This window comes from Mesorhizobium sp. LNJC394B00 (assembly GCF_000502555.1).
Taxonomy (GTDB): Bacteria; Pseudomonadota; Alphaproteobacteria; order Rhizobiales; family Rhizobiaceae; genus Mesorhizobium.
Genome location: NZ_AYWH01000012.1, coordinates 115,316 through 135,615, shown reverse-complemented (window position 1 = coordinate 135,615; position 20,300 = coordinate 115,316). Strand labels below are relative to the sequence as shown.

General features: G+C 59.5%; 13 protein-coding genes and 6 pseudogenes. 6 read left to right on the top strand and 13 right to left on the bottom strand.

The annotated features are described in order from the left end of the window. Positions 1 to 198: 198 nt before the first annotated feature. The 7 genes and pseudogenes from X751_RS0134285 to X751_RS137770 form a co-directional block, all read right to left on the bottom strand. On the bottom strand, positions 199 to 1,482 hold the full coding sequence (locus tag X751_RS0134285; protein ID WP_023746088.1) for an aminotransferase class V-fold PLP-dependent enzyme: 1,284 nt from the start codon (positions 1,480 to 1,482) through the stop codon (positions 199 to 201). 729 nt (positions 1,483 to 2,211) lie between these two features. Beyond that, entirely contained in the window at positions 2,212 to 2,685 is a 474-nt protein-coding gene (locus X751_RS137750) for an Lrp/AsnC family transcriptional regulator (protein ID WP_023746087.1), read from the bottom strand. Between the two features lie 387 nt (positions 2,686 to 3,072). Beyond that, a pseudogene (locus X751_RS1000000168175) lies at positions 3,073 to 3,343 on the bottom strand (aldehyde dehydrogenase family protein); the annotation flags it as partial. Between the two features lie 658 nt (positions 3,344 to 4,001). Further along, complete coding sequence (locus X751_RS137755; RefSeq protein WP_023746086.1) at positions 4,002 to 6,158, bottom strand: ABC transporter ATP-binding protein; 2,157 nt, start codon at positions 6,156 to 6,158, stop codon at positions 4,002 to 4,004. Then, positions 6,151 to 7,029, bottom strand: a complete 879-nt coding sequence (locus X751_RS137760) for an ABC transporter permease (protein WP_023746085.1) — start codon at positions 7,027 to 7,029, stop codon at positions 6,151 to 6,153. Before X751_RS137760 ends, X751_RS137755 begins: the two co-directional genes overlap by 8 nt. Then, a complete protein-coding gene (locus X751_RS137765) occupies positions 7,026 to 7,979 on the bottom strand; it encodes an ABC transporter permease (RefSeq protein ID WP_031247305.1) in 954 nt (317 codons plus the stop codon). The genes X751_RS137760 and X751_RS137765 overlap by 4 nt, the downstream gene beginning before the upstream one ends. Before the next feature lie 68 nt (positions 7,980 to 8,047). Beyond that, entirely contained in the window at positions 8,048 to 9,712 is a 1,665-nt protein-coding gene (locus X751_RS137770) for an ABC transporter substrate-binding protein (protein WP_023746083.1), read from the bottom strand. Positions 9,713 to 10,115: 403 nt separating this feature from the next. Here X751_RS137770 and X751_RS1000000167630 point away from each other — a divergent pair. Then, positions 10,116 to 10,267, top strand: a pseudogene (locus tag X751_RS1000000167630) (transposase); the annotation flags it as partial. A gap of 574 nt (positions 10,268 to 10,841) precedes the next feature. Here X751_RS1000000167630 and X751_RS02905 read toward each other — a convergent pair. Together X751_RS02905 and X751_RS137775 are read right to left on the bottom strand one after the other, a co-directional pair. After that, complete coding sequence (locus X751_RS02905; RefSeq protein ID WP_023746081.1) at positions 10,842 to 11,972, bottom strand: serine hydrolase domain-containing protein; 1,131 nt, start codon at positions 11,970 to 11,972, stop codon at positions 10,842 to 10,844. 1,150 nt (positions 11,973 to 13,122) lie between these two features. After that, complete coding sequence (locus tag X751_RS137775) at positions 13,123 to 14,151, bottom strand: IS110 family transposase (RefSeq protein WP_023746080.1); 1,029 nt, start codon at positions 14,149 to 14,151, stop codon at positions 13,123 to 13,125. A gap of 179 nt (positions 14,152 to 14,330) precedes the next feature. Here X751_RS137775 and X751_RS1000000166245 point away from each other — a divergent pair. Together X751_RS1000000166245 and X751_RS1000000167200 are read left to right on the top strand one after the other, a co-directional pair. After that, positions 14,331 to 14,628, top strand: a pseudogene (locus tag X751_RS1000000166245) (transposase); the annotation flags it as partial. 135 nt (positions 14,629 to 14,763) lie between these two features. After that, on the top strand, positions 14,764 to 14,907 hold the full coding sequence (locus X751_RS1000000167200) for a hypothetical protein (RefSeq protein WP_023746078.1): 144 nt from the start codon (positions 14,764 to 14,766) through the stop codon (positions 14,905 to 14,907). A 568-nt stretch (positions 14,908 to 15,475) separates the two neighbouring features. Here X751_RS1000000167200 and X751_RS137785 read toward each other — a convergent pair. After that, positions 15,476 to 15,808 carry a hypothetical protein gene (locus tag X751_RS137785; protein ID WP_245265842.1) on the bottom strand — a complete coding sequence of 111 codons (333 nt, stop codon included), beginning with the start codon at positions 15,806 to 15,808 and terminating at the stop codon, positions 15,476 to 15,478. Between the two features lie 237 nt (positions 15,809 to 16,045). Between X751_RS137785 and X751_RS137790 the strand changes: the two genes are divergently transcribed. Continuing rightward, entirely contained in the window at positions 16,046 to 16,387 is a 342-nt protein-coding gene (locus tag X751_RS137790; RefSeq protein ID WP_023746076.1) for a hypothetical protein, read from the top strand. A gap of 1,014 nt (positions 16,388 to 17,401) precedes the next feature. Here the strand turns inward: X751_RS137790 and X751_RS1000000168170 are convergent. From X751_RS1000000168170 to X751_RS137800, 3 genes and pseudogenes are all read right to left on the bottom strand, one after another. Beyond that, positions 17,402 to 17,563, bottom strand: a pseudogene (locus tag X751_RS1000000168170) (AAA family ATPase); the annotation flags it as partial. Between the two features lie 12 nt (positions 17,564 to 17,575). Further along, positions 17,576 to 18,217, bottom strand: coding sequence for a hypothetical protein (locus tag X751_RS1000000168165; protein WP_245265841.1), 642 nt, complete (start codon positions 18,215 to 18,217; stop codon positions 17,576 to 17,578). Between the two features lie 703 nt (positions 18,218 to 18,920). Continuing rightward, positions 18,921 to 19,598, bottom strand: a pseudogene (locus X751_RS137800) (transposase); the annotation flags it as partial. A gap of 62 nt (positions 19,599 to 19,660) precedes the next feature. Here X751_RS137800 and X751_RS1000000166235 point away from each other — a divergent pair. Together X751_RS1000000166235 and X751_RS1000000167625 are read left to right on the top strand one after the other, a co-directional pair. Continuing rightward, a pseudogene (locus X751_RS1000000166235) lies at positions 19,661 to 19,837 on the top strand (hypothetical protein); the annotation flags it as partial. Between the two features lie 13 nt (positions 19,838 to 19,850). Further along, positions 19,851 to 20,276, top strand: coding sequence for a transposase (locus tag X751_RS1000000167625; RefSeq protein ID WP_198022469.1), 426 nt, complete (start codon positions 19,851 to 19,853; stop codon positions 20,274 to 20,276). Positions 20,277 to 20,300 lie beyond the last annotated feature (24 nt).

The window sequence follows — 20,300 nt, the reverse complement described above, 5'->3', positions numbered from 1 at the left end:
AGACTGCCGAAAGAAGAGTAATCTCTAGCAGCCAAGGCCTGACCGAATCGCCACGGAATAGACCCCCTCTCCTCAACTCTCAGAGGACGCCCTACATCCACATGCGGGCCATGAACGACCGGCGGCTGGCCATTCAAATACCGGGATTGGGTTTCGCCATTTTGCATATAATTCCGCAAAACAACAAAAAATTCCGCCTCAGTCGACGAATTCATCGGAATAGACCACAGCTGGACAAGGAGCCTTGAACCCTTCGCGCCGTACTGTTTCCACGGCCTTCCCAAGGTCATTCACTAGCAACTTAATATATTCATCCCGCAGTGGCCCAAGCACAAATTGTATTGCTTCCGGTTCCTTCAGTAAATTGATATTCCATCCGTAGCCTTTAATCTTGCTCGCAATCGAATATATGTCGGAGTAGGCGCTGCCTATTCCGACCACGTTGAGTTCAGCCCCGCCGACTATCTTCAACCCAGGGTATCGTTCAACCAAGGCCAGTATGGCATCTCTCAGCTTGAGGATTTGAGCTGCACGGGAGAGGTATCCGTCACGCCCCAGATAACGCATGACCGCCCAAGCCGAAGCAATTGCGCCTCCGTTACGTGTCCCAGTAAGAACCGGTGAGCGATAAAGTCCAGCTGCCCATGCATCGAAGATGAAGGGCTGATGGCGGGCCTCCCTATTTTTATAGAAAATACCCGAAACTCCCTTGCCACTATAGCCGTACTTATGGAAATCCGCCGAGATTGAACTTACGCCGGGAATTCGAAAATCGAAGTCGGGAAGGTTTCGTCCGAGCTCGCGGACAAAAGGCGCTAAAAACCCACCAACGCAAGCGTCCACATGCAACCAAATACTGTGTTTGCTGGCAATTTCCGCTAACTCGCGAACTGGGTCACAAACGCCATGCGACCAGGATGGCATTGACGCAAGCATCATGACTGTGTTTTTGGTAACTGCTTCGGACATTGCCGAGACGTTTGCGCGGAAATTTGCGTCCACTGGAACGCGACGAATTGAATATCCGAAATACCGCTCGTATTTCTCGAATGTGGGATAGCCCGTCTGAGGGATAATGATTTCCGGCGTGGCGATGTGAGGCCGTCTTTCTTTGGCGTATGCTAGAGCAGCGGCAGTAGCAAGAAAGAGGCTCTCAGATCCGCCACTGGTCACGGCCCCGGTTGCGTCCTTTCCAGCGTGGAACAGACTAAGGGCCATCTGTATTAGATCGCGTTCGAATTTTACAACGGTGGGGTAGTTGTTGCCCTTTGTAAAAAAGGCGAGGTGAGCGGCTTTGGCAACTTCGATTGTGCCGTCATCAAGCAGGAGCCCGCGGTCATTGAGCCAACGATCTGGGAACGTCGAACGCGGGTCCGCATCTTGTGTACGCAACTGCTCTAATTCTTGCTCAATCTCCTGGCGTATCATGCCCCTCTGTGGGAACGACTCACCAGTAGTGATTTCCAATTGTGCGGCAGGCATATGCAAACGTCTCCGAGAGTATTATTTTAGGTGCAGGCAGTTGTAGCAAATAGCCTCTGATAAGTGCTTCTGTTTTCTGTCACCGTTCGAAAAAGTCTTTTCTTGGATCTGCTCCGAATTGAAAGCTTCAGCTCGCGACGGCGACTAAAGGAACCGATTTCGGAGCTCGTGAGGCTTTATTCCGTATTGAGTGAGGCACATGAGGGAGGGATTGTATAGGAACGCGGCGGATTCGACAGTCGTCTCGAAACCCTTGGCGAGGCATCGGGCCTTTGATCCGCACCCAGAAGCGTTCGGCCGCCCAACTCTTTGGCAAGACGACGAAGGCAACTCGACTGGCTAACGGTTTCGACAGCGATGGTCGTGGCCGTCGTCACGTGCTCGTATACGCCATCGGCCCAGATGAGCTTGAAGAATGGAACAAGGGAGGACACCTGAAGTAGGGCCCCTAGGCCCCTAAGACTGGATGGCGGCGGATCAGGTTCACGAGATGCCCCCCCCCGCCTGCCGGTGTCAACGAGCGCGTAGCGCTTGCTGCCCTTGAGGTTCTTGACCGCGTCATAGCCACGAACGGCAGAGCCGCCAGATGATCTTCCCGAAAGAGGATCGCGTCGATGATCTCGCGGATTGACCACTCCCGAAACATTCTTGGCGTCGTGCAGCTTTAGCTGGTCGGTCGTTCCAATAAGTCAGGCTTACTAATTTCTGGTCGAAATTACAGTACGTTGATTATACCAAACTGCCAAACTGGATAGCCCGATCCTCTTTGGCAACCCGGCTCACTATATCACTGAAATACCTTTCAACTCCGAATTCGGGAGTTAGAAATCTCTCTACGATCTCGGTATAGAGGTCTATTGAGGAAACAACAAATTTTATATGATAGTCAAACTGACCCATTACTTCATAGCACTCGACAACTTCTGGAATGGCGCATATATGACGTTCGAAGAACTCCAATGCCTCTCGATTCTGTCTTGAGAGGATTACCTTGGCCAAAACAATCTGGACAGTTTGTAATTTCTCAATCGCTATTTCTGCGATGTAACGGCGGATAATCCCATCTTTTTCGAGCTTTTTGACCCTCTGCCAGCACGGCGACACGGAAATACCGATCCTGTCCGCTAGGATCTTAATTGGGAGTCGGCCGTTTTCTTGGAGCACATTGAGAATCCGGTAATCCATGCGGTCTAGCTTGTTCATATCACTTACTCTAAGTACGATAAACTTTGCTCAACGTCGTGTTTTTCGACAGCGCTGGCTATGTGGCCGGAATAGGATGCCGCGGCGATGCGTCGCCAACGCTAGTGCTTCGCCACCCTGCCACATTTGCCGAATTGTAACAGCCCCTATTTCTGTCACGCTTATTTCGGCGGCTGGTTTTAGACCGGTAGAGTACAATGATAAGTTCCATCTGCAGCGCGGGCGGAAACTGCAGCCTTTCGGCCGCTCATGCGGCAGCGGCAAATGGCCGGGAGATCTGAATCCGTATGCTTCGCGCTGCCCCTTCTGCCGTAATGCGATTTGCCGGAATATTCGCCAGAACACACGGTACGGCGTTGTCACCATTGACTGAAATATCGCCAAGGGGCTGATTGCCTCTCCGGTTGCAAATCCGCCGGTGAACGACACCATGCGGATATCGCGGGCGGCTACCAAGGCCTTGTCAAGATCTGTGCCGCCAAGCGCAACTGTTATGATCTCCTGTGGCAACCGCTTTGCAAAGCGCTTCCACGAGGTTAATCGCCGAAAGCGGTATCAACTCTGACGACTTCGGCGATCGCAGGACCAAGCTTATGAGCCACAAGGATCAGCGGATCGTGATCCCTCGCGGTTCACGCGTAAGCCAACCCTGACGATTTCGATCGCGGGTAGCCGCCTCGTGGCACGGGCGTCCGAAGTTCGCCGCCCCCTCGTACGTGCACGATGCCGAAAGCAACGCCGCGATCGAGCAGGCTCAAAACCGCGGTCATGGATAAGTACCGAGTCAAGAACGAGGGCCAAATCGATGTTCCGTAACAGCCGTATAATACGACCGGCCCTGGGTTCACCCGATCGCGCCGCGCCACCAACGAGATTGGGACCTGCGCGCGGTCTTCTGCCTCCGCCATGACGGCCGCCGCCACATATTGGCCGCGTCATACCCCGGAATGCGGGCTTGCTAGCGAACTGCCGATTTGTCGTTTGGCGAGATCACGCTCGACGACGGTGTCCGGCCTCACGAACGAGCTGACCCTGTACCTCAGCCTCGAGGCTCGAGGGGGTTGCTCCACCGTATCCTTGGTGATCAAACGTGACGAGGGGACAGAATATATTGCCACTAGCTAAGTAGTGGACAACACGGCTCAGCCCGGTATCACGCATGCCGTGAATCCCGACCAAAAGCCGCAGGTCGGGCGGCCCAATCTCGTAAGCGCGTACCGTTTTTCCATCAGACAATCGAACGTCAAAGGCGCGAGGGGCCAAGTACGCTTCAGGTAACGACGGTTGCTTTATCTTTTATCCGCTTGCCTCGTTATCTAACATACTGAATTCGGAGAGAGCTCCGATCCTTGTAAACCGATACAGTCGGGCCGGCTGTCCGCGGCACGTGGGGTTTCTCCATCCCAATCCGTTTGACACGCTATGAGTTGGTTACCCCATGCCTCCTGCAGCGGCGTGGAGCTTTGGAGCTTGGCAAGGTCAGTATAAGGGATGTGGCAGCGGATCGAATGGCCGGGCTGCGTCTCGGCTAGCGCTGGTTCCTCCTGCTCACAGATCGGGCCGATCTTGCGCGGGCAGCGTGTATGGAACACGCATCCCGATGGCGGGTTGACCGCGCTGGGGATTTCGCCGTCGAGCCGAATGCGCACCGTCTCCGTCTGGTCGAGTTTTGGCACGGCCGACAGCAGCGCTTCGGTATAGGGATGATGCGGGCCGGAAAAGACGTCTTCCGATGGGCCGAGCTCCATGATGCGGCCGAGATAGAGCACGGCGATCTTGTCGGAGAGGTAACGCACGACGCCAAGGTCATGCGAGATGAAGATGTAGCTGACATCTTCCTTCGACTGCAGGTCGGCGAGCAAATTGAGGATCGCCGCCTGCACGGAGACGTCGAGCGCCGAGGTCGGTTCGTCGCACACGACAATGCCGGGATCGCCGGCGAAGGCGCGCGCGATGGCGACGCGCTGTTTCAGGCCGCCTGAAAGCTGGCGTGGTTTAACTGCGAGATGCCGCTCGGTCAGCCGCACCGAACGGACGAGATCGTTGAGGCGCGCCTCCAGCGCCTTGCCGCTGAGGCCCGCCAGCCGCTTCAGCGCCCGGCCGATCAAATGCCGGATCGAATGCGAGCGATTCAGCGCTGAGTCCGGATTCTGGAAGACGATCTGCATCGCCTTGATCTGGTCGTCGCTGCGGTTCTCCAGCCGAGGCGCCAGCGCCTTGCCCTCGAGTTCGATGGTGCCGCCTGCGTCAGGCGGCACCAGGCCGAGCAGCAGCCTGGCGAAGGTCGTCTTGCCGCTGCCGGATTCGCCGACCAACCCGAGCGTCTCGCCTGACCGCAGCGTGAGTGATACGTCCTTAACCGCCCGTACCGCGTTACCATAGGTCTTGTTCAACCCGGCGACCCGCAGCACCGGCACGGCTGTCGCCTTCGGTGCAAACGGCGCCACATCACTCGGCGTCTCGCGCGGCAGGGATTGCGCCTGCTCGTGATAGTGACAGCGCGAAAGCCGAACGCCTCGATCGTCACTCAGGTCGTACAGCGGCGGCAATTCTGTGCGGCAGCGCTCCGTCGCCAGGGCACAGCGGTCGGCGAAGGCGCAGCCCTTGATGGCGGCACCAATGCCCGGCAGGAAGCCAGGAATGGTGTCGAGCCGACCCTGGTCCTTGCGCTGGCCGCCGCGCGGCAGGCAGCGCAGCAGGGCGACGGTATAGGGATGGCGTGGATCGTTGAACACGACCTCGGTCGGCCCTTCTTCGACCAGCATGCCGGCATAGAGCACGCCGACCCGGTCGCACATGTTGGAGACCACCGCGAGATTGTGGCTGATGAACAGGATCGATGCCGACAGTTCCTGCCTGAGCCGCGCGATCACGTCGAGTACCTCGGCCTCCACCGTCGCATCGAGACCGGTCGTCGGCTCGTCGAGGATCAGCATCGACGGATCGTTGGCCAGCGCCATGGCAATCGCCACGCGTTGCTGCATGCCGCCCGAAAGCTGGTGCGGATAGCGTTGCATGACGCTGACCGGGTCGGAGATGCGCACCCGGTTCAGCATGGCGATGGCCTTGTCGGTGGCCTCCTGTCCCGTAATGCCGCCAAGCTCGAAGACTTCGGTCAGTTGCCGGCCGACACGGATCGACGGGTTCAGCGCCTTGCCCGGATCCTGGTAGACCATGGAGACGCTTTCGGCCCGCGCCCGCCTGAGCGCTTCGGCGTCCAGCTTCATCACGTCCTGGCCGTCGAGCGAAATCGCGCCGCCGATGATCGAGCCGTTTCTTGGCAGGTAGCGCACGACGGTGAGCGCCACGGTGGATTTGCCGCAGCCGGATTCGCCGACCAGCCCATAGGCTTCGCCCTGGCCGATGGTGAGGCTGAGATTGCGCAGCACGGCGCGGTTGCGGCCGCCAACGCCGTAGGCAACCGACAGATCGTGCAGTTCGAGGGCGTTTTGCGCCTTAGCGGAGTTAGTCATTGAGTGCTCCATGGACGCCGTCGGCCATCAGGTTGACACCGATGACCAGAGAGGCGATGGCGAGGGCATCGAACAGCACCGTCCACCAGAAGCCGCCGCCGATCATGCCGTAATTGTTGGAGATCGAGAGCCCCCAGTCGGGTGACGGCGGTTGGATGCCGAAGCCCATGAAGGAGAGCGTGGCGACCGCGAAAATGGCATAGCCGAGCCGCACGGTCGTTTCGACCAGGATCGGCGGGATGACGTTCGGCAGGATCTCGACGAACATCGTATGCAGCGCACTTTCATGCCTGAGCTGTGCGGCGGCGACATAATCGAGTTCGCGCTCGGCCAGCACCGCGGAGCGCACCGTGCGCGCGATGATCGGCGCGAAGCTAAGGCCGATGACGACGATGACCGTCGTCTTGGAGGTGCCGAGCGCAACGATGGCCAACAGCGCGACAATAACCACCGGGATCGCCATGAAGGCTTCGAGGATGCGGCTGACGACATCGTCGACGAGGCCGCGAAAATAGCCGGTCATGAGGCCGAGCGCGGTGCCGGCCACGGTTGCCAGCAAGGTCGCCAGCGGGCCGACGGTCAGGATGTCGCGCGAGCCGACGATGACGCGCGAGAAGACGTCGCGGCCGATCTGGTCGGTGCCGAACCAGTGTTCGGCCGAAGGCGGCGCGAGCGCGTTGATGATGTCGTCGGCGAGCGGGTCGTAGGGCGCGAAATGTTCGCCGAAAATCGCGCAGGCAACCCAGAACAGCACGATGGCAAGACTGACAAGGAAGGTTCGCGAGCGCAGCAGCGAGAAATAGACTTCGGCAAGCGGACCGCGCTCGCCGGTGTCGTCGGGCGTGGGGGAAGTGGTCTGGACGGCGCTCATTGGTCTGACTCCAGCCGGATGCGCGGATTGAGCACGGAATAGAGAAAGTCGGCGGCAAGATTTGCCACTGCATAGACGATGCCGATGGCCAAAGTCCCCGATTCCAGCATCGGGAAATCCTTGCCGCGCGCGGCGGTGACGATTAGCGATCCGATGCCCTGATAGCGGAACAGAGTTTCGACCACCACGAGGCCGCCGATGAGATAGCCGGTTTGCGTCGCGATGACCGTGATGGTCGGCAGCAGTGCATTGCGCAGCACATGCCTCCAGATCACCGTTCGCCACGGCAGGCCCTTGAGCACCGCTGTTCGTGTGTAGTCGGAATCGAGCGCCTCGATCATGCCGGAGCGCGCCATGCGGGCGATGTAGCCGAACAAGACCAGGAACAGCGGCAGCGAAGGCAGGATCAGACAGTAGAGCTGGGTGAAGAAGCCGGTATCGCGCGGCCATGCCGCGGAGATCGGCAGCCAGCGCAGCCAGACCCCGAAAATCAGGATCAGGATGATGCCGGTGACGAATTCCGGCAGCACCGTCACCGACAGGCCACCAAGGCTGATGATGCGGTCGAGCGGGCGGTTGAGGTTGAGGGCTGCCACGACCCCGCCGAGAATGCCGATCGGCACCACCAGCACGAAGGCGACCGCCGCCAGCTTCATCGAATTGCCCAGCGCGTCGATGACGAAGGGCGCCACGGGCGAGCGGAAGATATAGGACGTGCCCATGTCGCCCCGGACGAAGTTCCAGATCCAGGTGGAGTACTGGACGAGTAGCGGACGGTCGACGCCGAGCGTGTGGTTGAGCGCGTCGACAGCGCGTTGATCGGCGAACGGCCCCAATATGGCGCGGCCGACATTGCCGGGCAGCACCTGGCCGCCCAGAAACACCATGATGCTGAGCAGGAATAATGTAACCAGCGACAGCGATACACGTCGTGCAAAGAAGGAGAGAATGGCTAAGACTCCTCGTGGAGCCAGCCCCGTGCGAGAGCTGGCTGGCGACAAATTCGCTTCGCTTCGGTTCAGGCCTTCGACGCTTTATCAAGAAAAAGTTGGGCCATGGGCGTCGACTGCACGCCTGTCACACCTTTCGCGGTTGGCACCAGTAGGTCGGTGAAATAGCCGAAAATGACCGGTGTTTCCTCGAGCAGAAGTTTCTGAATCTTGCCGGCTGTCGCCTTCTGCGCCTCGAGATCGAGATGCGCAATGTAGCTGGACACGAGCGCGTCGTAATCCCTGTTCTTGAAATGCGCGGCGTTCCAGGTGCCTTCGCTTTTCAGCGGTGCGCTAAGCAAGACGTTTGGCACGCCGCGGTGAGCGTAGTCCGTGATGCCCATCACCGAATCCAGCCAGTTCGACTTGCCGAACATCCCATCACCATAATAGCTGCCCTGGTCCAGGAGGCTAAGATCGAGATCGATGCCGATCTCCTTGACCCAGTTCTGGATGAGCTGCGCGTATTCGGGGACTTCAATATAGCGCTCGGTGGTTAGCGTCACCTTGAAGCCATCGCCAGCGCCCGCCGCTTCCATGAGCTGCTTTGCCTGTGCGATGTCCTGCTTGCGTTGCGGCACGCTCACGTCAGTCGAGGGATAGATTGGAGCGAATGGGCTGTCGTTACCTAGTGAAGCCCGGCCTTTCATCAGGCCGGCAACCAGCTTGTCGCGGTCAAGGCAGAGCGCGATAGCACGACGCACGCGCGGATCCTTGAACGGGTCGGAATCACAGCGTATGTGAAACTGGTTATGCGCGGACGACTTCACACTTATGACATTGAAGTTCGGATCGTTAAGCAGGACAACGCCGGCTAGAGGCGATACCCCGGCCATCATATCGACCTGACCGCCCTGCAATGCTAGGATCTGCGACTGCTCATCATTGAAGAAGGTGAATTCGGTGCGTTCGGGCAGCGCCTTCTGGCCCCAATAGGTTTCGTTGCGGACGAAGGATGCGCCCACTTTTGCCGCGTATTTCTCTATTCTGAACGGGCCGGTGCCGTCGAAGCTCTTCTCGTAATCGCCCTTGTAGCCCGCGGGGATGATGATGGCGTTGTAATTGTCGGCCGACATCATATAGGGGAAGTTGCCGTTCGGCGCGTCGAGGTGAAATTCGACCGTGTAATCGTCAACCTTCTTCGTCGCACCCTTCCGCAAGATTCCGTTGAACACCGACAGCGCATTTGAAGCACTAGCTGGATCGGCGAGGCGGTCAATGCTTGCGACCACGTCGTCTGCCTTCATCTCGCCGCCACTGTGGAACTTGATGCCCTTGCGCAGATTGAACGTCCACACCGTGCCTATGTCGTTGGATTTCCAACTTTCAGCTAATACCGGTTGTAGTATGAGGTCTGAATCGGCAACGCAGAGATATTCTCCAGCTTGCTGCAACATCAGAAAACCACTACTATCAGTAGTGGTGATCGGATCGATTAGGGCTGTCGGTGCGCCGCAGGCGACACGAATGGTGGCGCCGGGCGTACCTTGGGCGCGAGCGAGCGAAGGCAAGCCACCGAAACCCGCGACGGCACTTATGCGGCTTAGTAGCGGCAGCGAAACACCGAGTAGGCTGCCATGGCGGATGAAGTCGCGGCGGCTGACCCGGCCGTCTACCAGGCCATCGATGAGATGATTTTCATGCGGCGAACGATTGCGCCGGATGAGATCGAGAATGCGATAGTGCTTATTCATGGGTGATATACCCTTTCCCCTAATTTATTTTTTGCTGGCGAATGATTGACGAGATTCGTACGATTCTCTCTTTCCCGGCCGTCAACGAGACCTGTCGACCGAGTGCTAGCACACGGTCTTGCCCGGTCCGTCCGCAGAACGATGGGCTAACCACGAGAAAGACTCTAATTTCCCGAAGGCGGCGGATTGACAGCATCTTCCTCCCAGTTTTTTGAGATACTAGCGACATGGTCAAAGAAAGAGTTGCCGAAGATTACCTGCAAAACGAAAAAGGTTTCGAAGAGAACGTTCGGGTCAACACGAAGAGGCGCTACGACTTCCGTTGCTCGTTTTGAACTGCCCCCCTGTCGACCGCACACTCGGCATAAGCAGGAGGGCTGAAGCACATGCTTGAGGATAGGCTATGTCTAACGAGTATCGACAGGTCGAACTGAAGGTTGGCGATGTCCGGCATCGGCGCTGGACAACCGAACGCAAACTGCAGATCATCGAAGAGAAGCTATGCCCCAAGGGGAGACGGATTCCTCTGCGGCTCGGCGGCATGGGGTAGCGCCACCGACCTGTTCGACAAACTGCCCGCTCAGGTCATTAGATGCCGCTCCAGCCCGCCGGGTTCAGGTGTGTCGGACGCGCCATCACGATATTGATCCGGATACTGGAGAGAGTGGAAAGGGGGTCCGGCAAGAATTGATCGGTAGCCTCTGGTCGGGTCTTGGCCTGTCATACGACAACACTCGGTTCAAATGGAAATCGGCTGCTACCTTATTTTCCTTACCGCTCAATCAATGTGACAGTACCGTTTCATATGCTGGCACGAGATCGTGACTGCGCGAATTGCAACTTCGCCAAAAAAAGGCTGTCGCCGAAGCATGTTCGACGACAGCCAACCTGCCCTGGGAGGGTGGGGAACCGGGTAATGCTTATGATCGTGTTTTAGTGAGGAGAACGTCGCCCATCACTATGGGACAGTCGCACATTCTCACACCGTGCGAGCAGCGTTCCGACGCCAGCCCTGCTCAGGCCACCTTGGCGGAATAGCGGTGAGCAGCCTTCACCAAGCACGGTGAAGACGGCAAAGCGTCTAGCGCAACTAGAGCAACGTCGAATTCCGGCTGCCGTCGAACAGCTCTCATTTTTCCGCAACAAGATCGGCGGCCATCTTCATCATAGCGGCGCCAATTTCGGGGTCGCTGGCGTCTTTGTTCTCGAGGACGCCGAGCCCGACAACGACGGTGCCGGTGTCAGGGTTCGCGAACATATACTGCCCACCATAGCCACTATGTCCGACCCACGTGCCGTCGGTGTACGTTTGACGGCTATAATGAAACCAGTCTAGCGGCTTTGGCATGGAAGGGCCGGGATTGCGGCGGGTCTCTTCCATGAAGGCGGCATCGCCGACCCGGCGGCCGTCGATACCCTCGCCCTTGCGTGCGAATAGCAGGCCGTAACGCGCGAGATCGCGGGCGGTGAGGCTGGCGCCGAACACCGGCACGCCCTCGCGGTCGCAGGGCGTGTGATAGCACCCTTCGAGGCCCGCCGCCTCGACGATCTCGATCAGCCAGTCGCGCAGCGCCCGGCCGCTGGCGCGCTCGATAATCCAGCCGAGCACTTCAGTGTTGCTCGACTTGTAAAGCGCGTACCCGGTGCGATTTGCCAGGTCGCCGCCGGTAATGCCGCAGAGGAAGGAGCGGATCGTTTCCTCCTTCTGGCCTTCCGGCGGAAGGCGACAGCCGCAGGCGGCATCCATGTCGAAGGCCGAAGTGTAGGGGTCGCTGTAGTCCTCGCTGAAGTCGTTGGTGACGTTCATGTCGGCGACCGCCTTGACGGTCGCCTCGGCGTAGCCAGTACCGATCTCCGGCAGATAGGTGCCTACTCGCTCGTCGAGATTGACAAGGCCGTCGGCCACCGCGCGGCCGAGCATGAGATTGAGTGTCGTCTTGGTGATTGACATAATGGTATGCGCCCTGTCAGGCCCGAAGTCCGGCGCATAGGCCTCGTAGAGGATGCGATCGTCGCGCACCACGACGAAGGCCGAAAAGTGTGGCATGGCGAGGAAACGTGCGACGCCGGGGCGCTCGCCTATGGTCCAGTCGATCTCCTTCCTGAGTGGCAGGACGCGGGGGGCACGCAGCGACATGGCGTAGCGCGCCGTGGTGTGGAGGTTATGGAAGCCGCAGCGGCGGTAGTCGGGCAGGTTCCAGCGCGGCTTGTTGTCGAACAGGACTTCGAAGTCTGGATTGGTAATCGAGGGGACAGTCATGCGGAAAGCCTTTACAAGTACAAGTTTGGGTGTGAATAGTATTCGTGAGGAGCGCACAACTCCGGCTTCTGCGTTGGTCAGTAGCCCCAGCCATCGGCGGCCACCGCCGCCTTCGGAAGGACAACATCCCGGCTTTAGACACCGTTGAACAAATGCGAAGAGCCAAATGAATGCAGGAGAGACCGTTTGGAAATTCTACTCTGGCGGCCATCTGGTGATGGGGTTGAACTCGTCGTGCGCCTCGCGAGCCAAGCTCGTCAATTGCACGGCGTCACTTCGCCGGCCCCTCACGAGGAGGCCAAACCGGTGGCATCGTACTCCACATATTTACTTCGTCTCATTTCGGCGGCCCTTTACTATTAGGCAATCAGGAGTCTGTTGTGGGATTGATCCCATAGGCCCTCCGAGTTGTTCGTGGTGAAAACGCCTGGTAGACAGCTTGGCGACATCGATGACGCCGTGATCAGGAAAGTAGCCCCCGATCATTGATCCCACCGATCTCAAAAGGTCGCACGTGGACTGTTATCTGTCGCACGCTTTTGGAGGAGCGCACTTTCCACGTCAGTAGCTTTTTCTCGGCAGCCCGCATTGCCATTTGAAAACGCTGATCGCTTCCAGGATGCACCTTTCGACTAGCTGGTTTCTCAAGCGCTGCCCCGTCTCCATCATAGCCCGTGGCCCGCCAAAACTCGTTAAGGCTGACGTTAACATCGCAGGTTATGGAAGTGTTGCTGATTTACGTTCAGTTTTAGAAAGCTCTTACTGAAGAGAAACAAAGAAACCGAAAAAAATTCTGTGGGAGCTAAACGACGCAGCGCGCTATTGAACAATTGGTTCGAGGAGGATCATCGGCGCGTCGCTAGCAGGCTTCTCTGATTGGGGTCGGTGAGGTCAAGCGTTTCCTGTCTTTTTTCCGGACCATGTCGCCCCGCGGGTCACTCGCTTCTCTTCGCGGTCGGCGCGGAGCCGCCGCATGATGGGGTCAGGAGAGCGAGGCGTCTCAATCTGTTGAACGACCTTGGGAGACTTCGCCCAGGATCGTGCCTGCTAACGAGATCGCCTTGCCCATCGTCCCCACGGGAACGATCCAGATCACCCTCGCGGGCGAACCACTGTCTGTGTTCGTTTTTGTTCCTTGCGCTATTTCATTTCATGCCGATCCGGCGGCTTCCTTTCCAAAGCGGAATTCGGTTGCGTCGGCCCACATGCGGTGCAGGATGACGGCCAGCTTGCGGGCCACCGCCACCCGCGCCCGCGCCATGCCGCGGCGTCTGGCGATGTTCATGCCCCAGGCGCGCAAGCTCGACCACTTTTTGGAACGCACAAGCAGTGAATGGGCTGCCTCGTAGAGTGCTGTGCGGGCGAGCTCGTCGCCACAGCGGCTGACCTTGCCCTGGATGTCGGTCTCACCGGATTGGTATCGCGCTGGCGTCAGCCCCAGATGCGCTCCCACCGCCCGCGAGGAGCCGAACCGCTCCGGCCGGTCGATCGTGGCGCGGAAGGCGAGCGCCGTAATCGGACCAACGCCTGGCGCGCTCATCCGCCGCCGGCAGACCTCCTCCCTGCGGACGATGTCGAGAACCTTCTTGGTCAGCCGGGCGAACTCCTTGAGCATGGTGCCGAGGATCGTAAGCAGCGGCTCGACCATCGCCATCACCTCGGCACTGGCCAGTTCGCGCACGCGATCAGCAAAGGCGGTGCGCGACGGCGTACCGAGCTGGACGCCGGCCTCTCGCAGCATGGCGCGCACGACATTCTCGATGCTGCGCATCTCGTTCAGCACCGTCCGGCGGGCAACCAGCAGCGCACGCCACAGCCGGCATTGCCGGCTCTTGACATGCACCTGCCGATACCAGCCCGTGCGCATGATCTGCGCAAGCGCGCGGGCGTCGTTGCGATCGGTCTTGTTCGGCATCGTCTTCATGGCCGCATTGGCTTGGCGCGTCTCGATGCAGATCGCAGGCAAACCTTCGGCGCACAATCCATCGTGAAGCCAGGCCGTCAGCGAGCACGCTTCAAGCCCGATGCGCTCCAGCGGCAGATCGAGCTTCCGCAACGCATCGGACAAGGCCTGTGGTTCGCTCGCCGCTCGTGTTTGCTTCACGATCTGACTGCTCTCATCGACGACGCAAATCGCGGTCTCTTCCAAAGATACATCTAATCCAGCAAAATACTTCACGGCTGCTCCTTCCGATGTTTGTGGCGCTCCAAGGCGACCACGTTCTAACATCCATACAGGAGCAGCCGCCCGCACCTTGGCTCGGGCGAGACCCCAATCACCCCATCTGTTGAAAAAGTGGCTCGCAGCGAGGCTATGAGCGTGATTCAGTGTCTCCGAAGAGATTCGGAGAACGAGGCATGCGCGGCGGGGACGACCGGTCTGGCGAACTGTTCAGTTATGTTGATCTCGAGGCTCGGGTGCGGCGCGATCATCCGTTGCGCCGCATTCGGGCGATTGTGAACGAGGCGCTGGCGGCGTTGGAGCGGGACTTCGCGGCGCTGTATTCGCCGATGGCGCCCTTCAACCCCGCCGGAAAAGCTGCTGCGAGCGATGCTGCTACAGGCGTTCTATTCGATCCGCTCGGAGCGGCTGTTGATGGAGCGGCTGGAATACGACCTTCTGTTCCGCTGGTTCGTCGGGATTGGCGTTGACGATGCGGCCCATCATGCGGCCGCTCCGCGCCGACCGCGAAGAGAAGCGAGTGACCCGCGGGGAGACATGGTCCGGAAAAAAGACAGGAAACGCTTGACCTCACCGATCCCAATCAGAGAAGCCTGCTAGATCCGGCCGATGCTGGGCTACAAATCACCAGCATTAGCCGCGATCATCCTGGCCGCCATCGAAATAGGTCCATACGATCCGCAAGCGACAGTCGAGGTACGCCTTCATCTGAGTCCGGCCCTGGCCGAGCAGCTTGAAATCCTCGCCGCGTGATTGGTCTCGTTTCGGGTCTCACTGCATCCCTACTCGGCCGTTGAAACAAACCACCGGTGTCCAACCCCAAAGTTACCGGTCGCCTTACGGGCGCGATACAAAGGGAACAGGCTGAACTTGGCTGCCGGGGGCGGGGCTTGTCGACCGCTCGATCGAAAGCGCGAGCTGGGGAGGACAACCACCGACCTGCAGAGCGGCAAGCCAATCGCACGAAGAGCGCTCACCGTAATGACGCTTCGCGATGCCGTCAAATCGTGCGGCGGCACGTCAAGTATTCGCTGCCTCGCCGATCGTTACAACGGCAGCACTGAAAGCCCAGCGCCGTAACTGGACGAACGACGTAAACCGCCGCTATGCCGGCCTCAATTCGGCCGGCCAATCCATTCCTCAGGGATGCCGCGCGCAAGCGGTCTGCCAAATGGGACCAGGCGACTTTCCGACGCCCAACGGTGATGACACAAAACTCGCTTCATCCGCTCCCGGTCCCGCCGGCAGCGACATCAACGTTGCCTCTGGTCAGGTGTGACCCCGTCTCCCCATTGAGGGCCACGCCGTCGGCCCGCCGCCTTCAATGGGAGAGATTGCGCGGCGAGAGCTTTCCAAATCCCCGTTTCAGATGGCTCGCCAACTCCTGGCGCACATCATCAGGCCATTGCTCCATCCCAACGCAGTTCACTTCGGCCGCAACCAGCGACCAGTACAGCAGGTCCGCGTGTCGTCCTTCGAACAGGGCCGCCACGATGAACTGTCCGATCACCAACGTGATCGTCTCGGGCTTGCCTTTCTTCCGCAGAAATTCGGAAACCTCTTCCGCCCATGGTTTCGGATTGCAATCGACGAACGCCGCCGCTTCCTTATAGAGCGCATTGTCTCCTGCGACTTGCCAGAGATTCGCTTGCATCGTGAACCCTTCAGCAAAATGATGCCATTGCATCGACGCTGGCGGATTTTCGAATGCCAGTCAAAGAAATATAAAGCATATTTTCAGTCTATCGTAGCAAATGAATCTACGCCGATTCGTCTACTTTTCTTGTATGCTACTGGCTTGTCCTGCGTCTCTTTTTGGCCGGAGGTAGCTGCTTCTTCTCGGAGGTTGCCCCAGCGGGGATGGCTGCCTCTTTCAAACAGGCTCTGTGTCATGCTCATGAGGTTCGCGTTCGCAATTTTCGCCGGCGGCGTGCTCGCTTTCTTCGCCCTGCCCGATCAGGAAGCCGGCCTTCGCCTGCTCAGCTTTTCCACTGCTTTCTTGATCCTGTCCCTCGCCGCCGTCTGTGTCATCGAATTTCTAACTCACAGTATCGGACGTTATCGCCTTCGCTCGTCGTTACAGCCGTCGCGCTGTGATGACGATCTTCCTTTGCATGACGCTGCAAAGTTCGAGCGCTCCGCCTGGTCGACGTCCGGCGTCAACCCTAAGGATCCGAACCTGGTTTGGCAGTACCGCCTCAATGATCAGCGCCTTGGCCGCTTCAAACTTTAACAGGTCCTACCGTGCCAGGATCTGCTCAATCACGCGCACAGCCGATCCTCCTGTTCCGTCAGGTCTGCGATCTCCTGATACCGTAGCCCCAAATGCTTCAACGCTTGCGCACGGCGGCGTCCCAAATTCCCAAAAGGCCCATACCGAGACGCCCAGGGACGCCGCCAATGTGCCGATCGTCCGAAGGTCGGGGTCGCGCGCCCTCGCGCAGTGATAAAGCGTTCCTGCGGCAGACACCACTATGCTGTGTTCGCGCGCAGGTGGTCCTCGTAGTTACCTGATGCAACGGCTCCTGGTCGCCAATCTCGAGGTTTGCGAATGGCGCTCTCAGCGATGCAGGCTTGGGCCACCTGGCCGAGGCGATCCTGCGGTCACGACAGCTAAGTCCTGGCCCTTGCTCTCTTGTCCCAGATGCCGGATGCCCATCGCGGCGGGCGGCGCGAGGAAAACCCCCTCGCCTTCCTTCCCCTCCCTTACACGTTGATCGGGGGGTATCCAGCCGCCCGGCCCGAAGGTTCTCGCCGCTGTCCTCGTTCGGCGCGCAAACCGTGCCCGAGAAGGTTATGCGCCATTGGTCGCACGAGCGCGGTTATGCCGTCTGCTGGGAACTGGTCAGCCAGAAGCCCATTCGGCGCCGGAGCCCCGAGGCACGCGCCAGCGGTGCCGCAACCTTGCGAAGAGGTTGGAGCACAACGTACCGCTGTTCGCGAATGTATTCCAAGCGGCAGAACGCGTGAAGCGCCCCGGCTATTTCGCTGGGGATGTTCGACGCGCTATTAAATCATTCTATTGATCCGATAGCGGCTTGGCGGCATTATCAGGCCCATGACAAAGGTGTCATGGCCAAGCGCTGCCCAGGTATATCGCGCCTTGGGAGGATTCCCGGCGCGCGGGAGCTACTTGTGCCGTTGCCCAGTACCAAGTCACGGGCAAGGGAAAGGCGACCGCCATCCCTCCCTCTCTGTTCGTGACGGGGATTATCGTCTTATGCTCCACTGCTTTGCGGGCTGCGAGCTTCTGGCGGCGCATGGTAGCCTCGCGCTCGAGCAGCATGGCAAGCCATTCGCCATGTTCGAGGCCGCGTGCTTCGGATTGTGCGTCGAGCTCCTGGAAGGCGGTGGCCATGCCATGAAGGCCGAGTTCGCGTAGCATGTCGATCGTCGGATGGATAAGCATTGGTGTGTCTCCTCAATGAAAGTAATCAGGGCCACGCAGATTGGCGTGATCGACGATGGCGGTCGGTTCGGTGGAATGCCTTGCGGCCTTGTGATTGGCGATGAGCGAGGCGATGCTCTTGCAGTTCAGCCCACCGATCTCGACAGCGCGGGCTGACACGGCTTCGGCGCGATCGCGTGTGACATCGCGAAACAGGCGCAGGACACCCAGGCATGTTCGAAAGCCTTGTTCAGGATGTGGGCGGCTGGCGAGGATTGCGACAATCAAGCCTTCCGTCTCGGGGCCGACGGATGCGGCCCAGCGACGGAAACGATCCGGCGTCCACTCGGCATATCGCCGGTGGGAGCTGGGCATATGATCCGGATCGGTTCCATGACGAGGGCCGCCATAGCGGCGCTGATGGACGGCAATGCGCTTGCCGCGGTGAAAGATCTCGATGATGCGTGCCGTTGCTCTAAGATCGACTTGCTGGCGAATGAGGCTGTGGGGCACGGAATAAAAGAAGGTCTTGAACTCGACGTGGTAATCCGTCGAGACGCGGGCCAAACGCCATTCGGCAAACTCGTAATCCTCCAGTGGAAGACTGGCCAAAGCCGGGCGCTCGACTGTCTCGAAGAGCTGCCGGCGACTGACGCCCAGCCGGCGCGTGATCATTGATGCGATCGAGTGCCTGGCGAATGGCGGCATTGGCCTCGGCCAGCGAGAAGAAGGTCTGGTTGCGCAGCCGCCCCAGAATGCATGACTGGGCGAAACGCACGCCGTTCTCGACTTTCGATTTGTCCTTCGGCCGTCGCGGCCGTGCCGGAAGAACGCCGACGCCATAATGGGATGCCATCATGCTGTAGCTGCGATTGATCTCGGGATCGTAGAAGCTGGCGCGGCTGACGCCCGACTTCAGATTGTCGGGGACGATCAGTCGGGGAACGCCATCAAAAAAACGAAACATCCTGACGTGTGAACCAATCCAATCAGGCAGTGTCTGGTCCAGGTTGCTTCGGCATATGTGAAGCTGGACGCTCCCAAGACCGCCACAAAGATCTCCGCCTCACGGATCTCGCATGGGCCCAGTTCGGCTCTGTACGGCGCCGCGTACCCTGTTTGACGCATTGCGAGCGCTGGTCCCGCTTCCGGCAAGCCGAAGCATTTGTCTCAACTGTCTCATGGTCAGCCTTCTCTTTGCCGGCATCAAAATCTCCTCGCTCGTAGCGAGGTATTTGATGCCAAAGTTGCTGACCCAGGAGGTAATCTTCAGTGCCGAAAACTGGCCGGTCTTTGGTTGGAATGGTGGCCGGCTTCATACCGGAATGGTGGCCGGTGTTTGATCGGAATGGCGGCCGGCTTCACGTCGGAATCCGCAACGATAGCGAGCGCAGAGCCGGACCTGCGCCTTCCAGGCGATGTCGCGGACAGCTTTGGGTAAACCCTCGAGCCGGACCCTCAGGGCCTCGCTAACCCTGGCGGGATAGCGGTAAGTCCATGCCGCTTCGACCAACGCGCGGCGGGCGCGTCGATTGCCGGCGAGTGTAAGGCTCGATCTGCGGACCGTGTCGCCGGTCGAACGCTCCCCCGGAACCAGGCCGAGGAAGGCCATCAACTGTGGCGGTGTATCGAAGCGGCGCACATCCCCGATCTCGGCCGCGAAGATCACTGCGACCAGGAACGAGGCACCGCGCATCGCCTGATAGGCCTCGACGACCCGCGCCATGGACCAGGTCGGCACGATGGCGCTCAGCTGCTCGTCCAAGCGGCGTAGCCGCTGAACCGCGTCCTCGATCGCGTCGATTTTCTCCTGGAACACGATCTGCTGCGCCGGATGCTCGAAGCTCTGGCGGGCGAGCCAGCGCCGGTGCGCCAATGTCCAATGACCGCCGCCCTCGTAGATCCGACCATGGCGCAGAAGAAGGGAGAGCAGCTGCTGGCGTTTGCGGCGCAGGTCGTCGGCTCCGGATTCCCGAGCCCGGACCAGATCGCGGATAGCCTCGTGGACTACGTCCGGCACCCACACTCCGATCAGTTCGCCCGCCCGATGCAGCCGCGGCTCCGGCCTGTCGCCGCGCCAGATCCGGCCTCGAGCAATGGATCGCCGATACCGCGGACAGCGAACTGGCCTCCCTTGCAGCAGGCATCGGCCGTGACATCGAGGCTGTCCGGGCGGCCATCACCCAGCCCTGGAGCACCAGCCCCGTCGAGGGACAGATCAACCGTCTCAAAACCATCAAACGCCAGATGTATGGTAAGCGCCAAGCTGACCCCATCTGGCGCGGCTTGAGGTGATGAGCGAGAGATAGTGGCACTGAAGCAAGGAGCCGAGGAGCTTGCAGTGTCAATTTCTATGTCTGCGCCTATGCCTGATGATGTTCTTGAGGCGGTCCCGAACCGGCTGGAGGCAAGCCCGCAGCGTCCGCGGCGGCGCTGGTCGGCGAAAGCGAAGTCGCGGCTGATCGAGGCGACACTGAAGCCGGGCGCGAATGTATCGGCCATTGCCAGACAAGCGGGGATGGCGCCCGCCCGGCTGTTCGGCTGGCGGCGCAAGGCGATCAAGAACGGTGCGGTCACGCCGCAGCGAGATGCGGATCGGCTTGGCTTTGTCGAGGTCACCCAAGCGGCGTCTTTGACAGTGGAGATCTGTTTGGGCGATGTGGTCATTCGGGCCGGCGCCGACGTCGGCCAGGATCATTTGGCCAGGATTATCCGCGCGGTCTGCCAGGCATGATCCCGGCCGGCGTGAAGGTGTTGG

What these genes read in the sequence shown, in the direction of transcription:
- X751_RS1000000167200 (WP_023746078.1), top strand. Translation starts at nt 14,764, where the DNA reads ATGCTGGGCTACAAATCACCAGCATTAGCCGCGATCATCCTGGCCGCC.
- X751_RS137785 (WP_245265842.1), bottom strand. Translation starts at nt 15,808, where the DNA reads ATGCAAGCGAATCTCTGGCAAGTCGCAGGAGACAATGCGCTCTATAAG.
- X751_RS1000000168165 (WP_245265841.1), bottom strand. Translation starts at nt 18,217, where the DNA reads ATGATCACGCGCCGGCTGGGCGTCAGTCGCCGGCAGCTCTTCGAGACA.
- X751_RS137790 (WP_023746076.1), top strand. Translation starts at nt 16,046, where the DNA reads ATGCTCATGAGGTTCGCGTTCGCAATTTTCGCCGGCGGCGTGCTCGCT.
- X751_RS0134285 (WP_023746088.1), bottom strand. Translation starts at nt 1,482, where the DNA reads ATGCCTGCCGCACAATTGGAAATCACTACTGGTGAGTCGTTCCCACAG.
- X751_RS137760 (WP_023746085.1), bottom strand. Translation starts at nt 7,029, where the DNA reads ATGAGCGCCGTCCAGACCACTTCCCCCACGCCCGACGACACCGGCGAG.
- X751_RS02905 (WP_023746081.1), bottom strand. Translation starts at nt 11,972, where the DNA reads ATGACTGTCCCCTCGATTACCAATCCAGACTTCGAAGTCCTGTTCGAC.
- X751_RS137755 (WP_023746086.1), bottom strand. Translation starts at nt 6,158, where the DNA reads ATGACTAACTCCGCTAAGGCGCAAAACGCCCTCGAACTGCACGATCTG.
- X751_RS137750 (WP_023746087.1), bottom strand. Translation starts at nt 2,685, where the DNA reads ATGAACAAGCTAGACCGCATGGATTACCGGATTCTCAATGTGCTCCAA.
- X751_RS137770 (WP_023746083.1), bottom strand. Translation starts at nt 9,712, where the DNA reads ATGAATAAGCACTATCGCATTCTCGATCTCATCCGGCGCAATCGTTCG.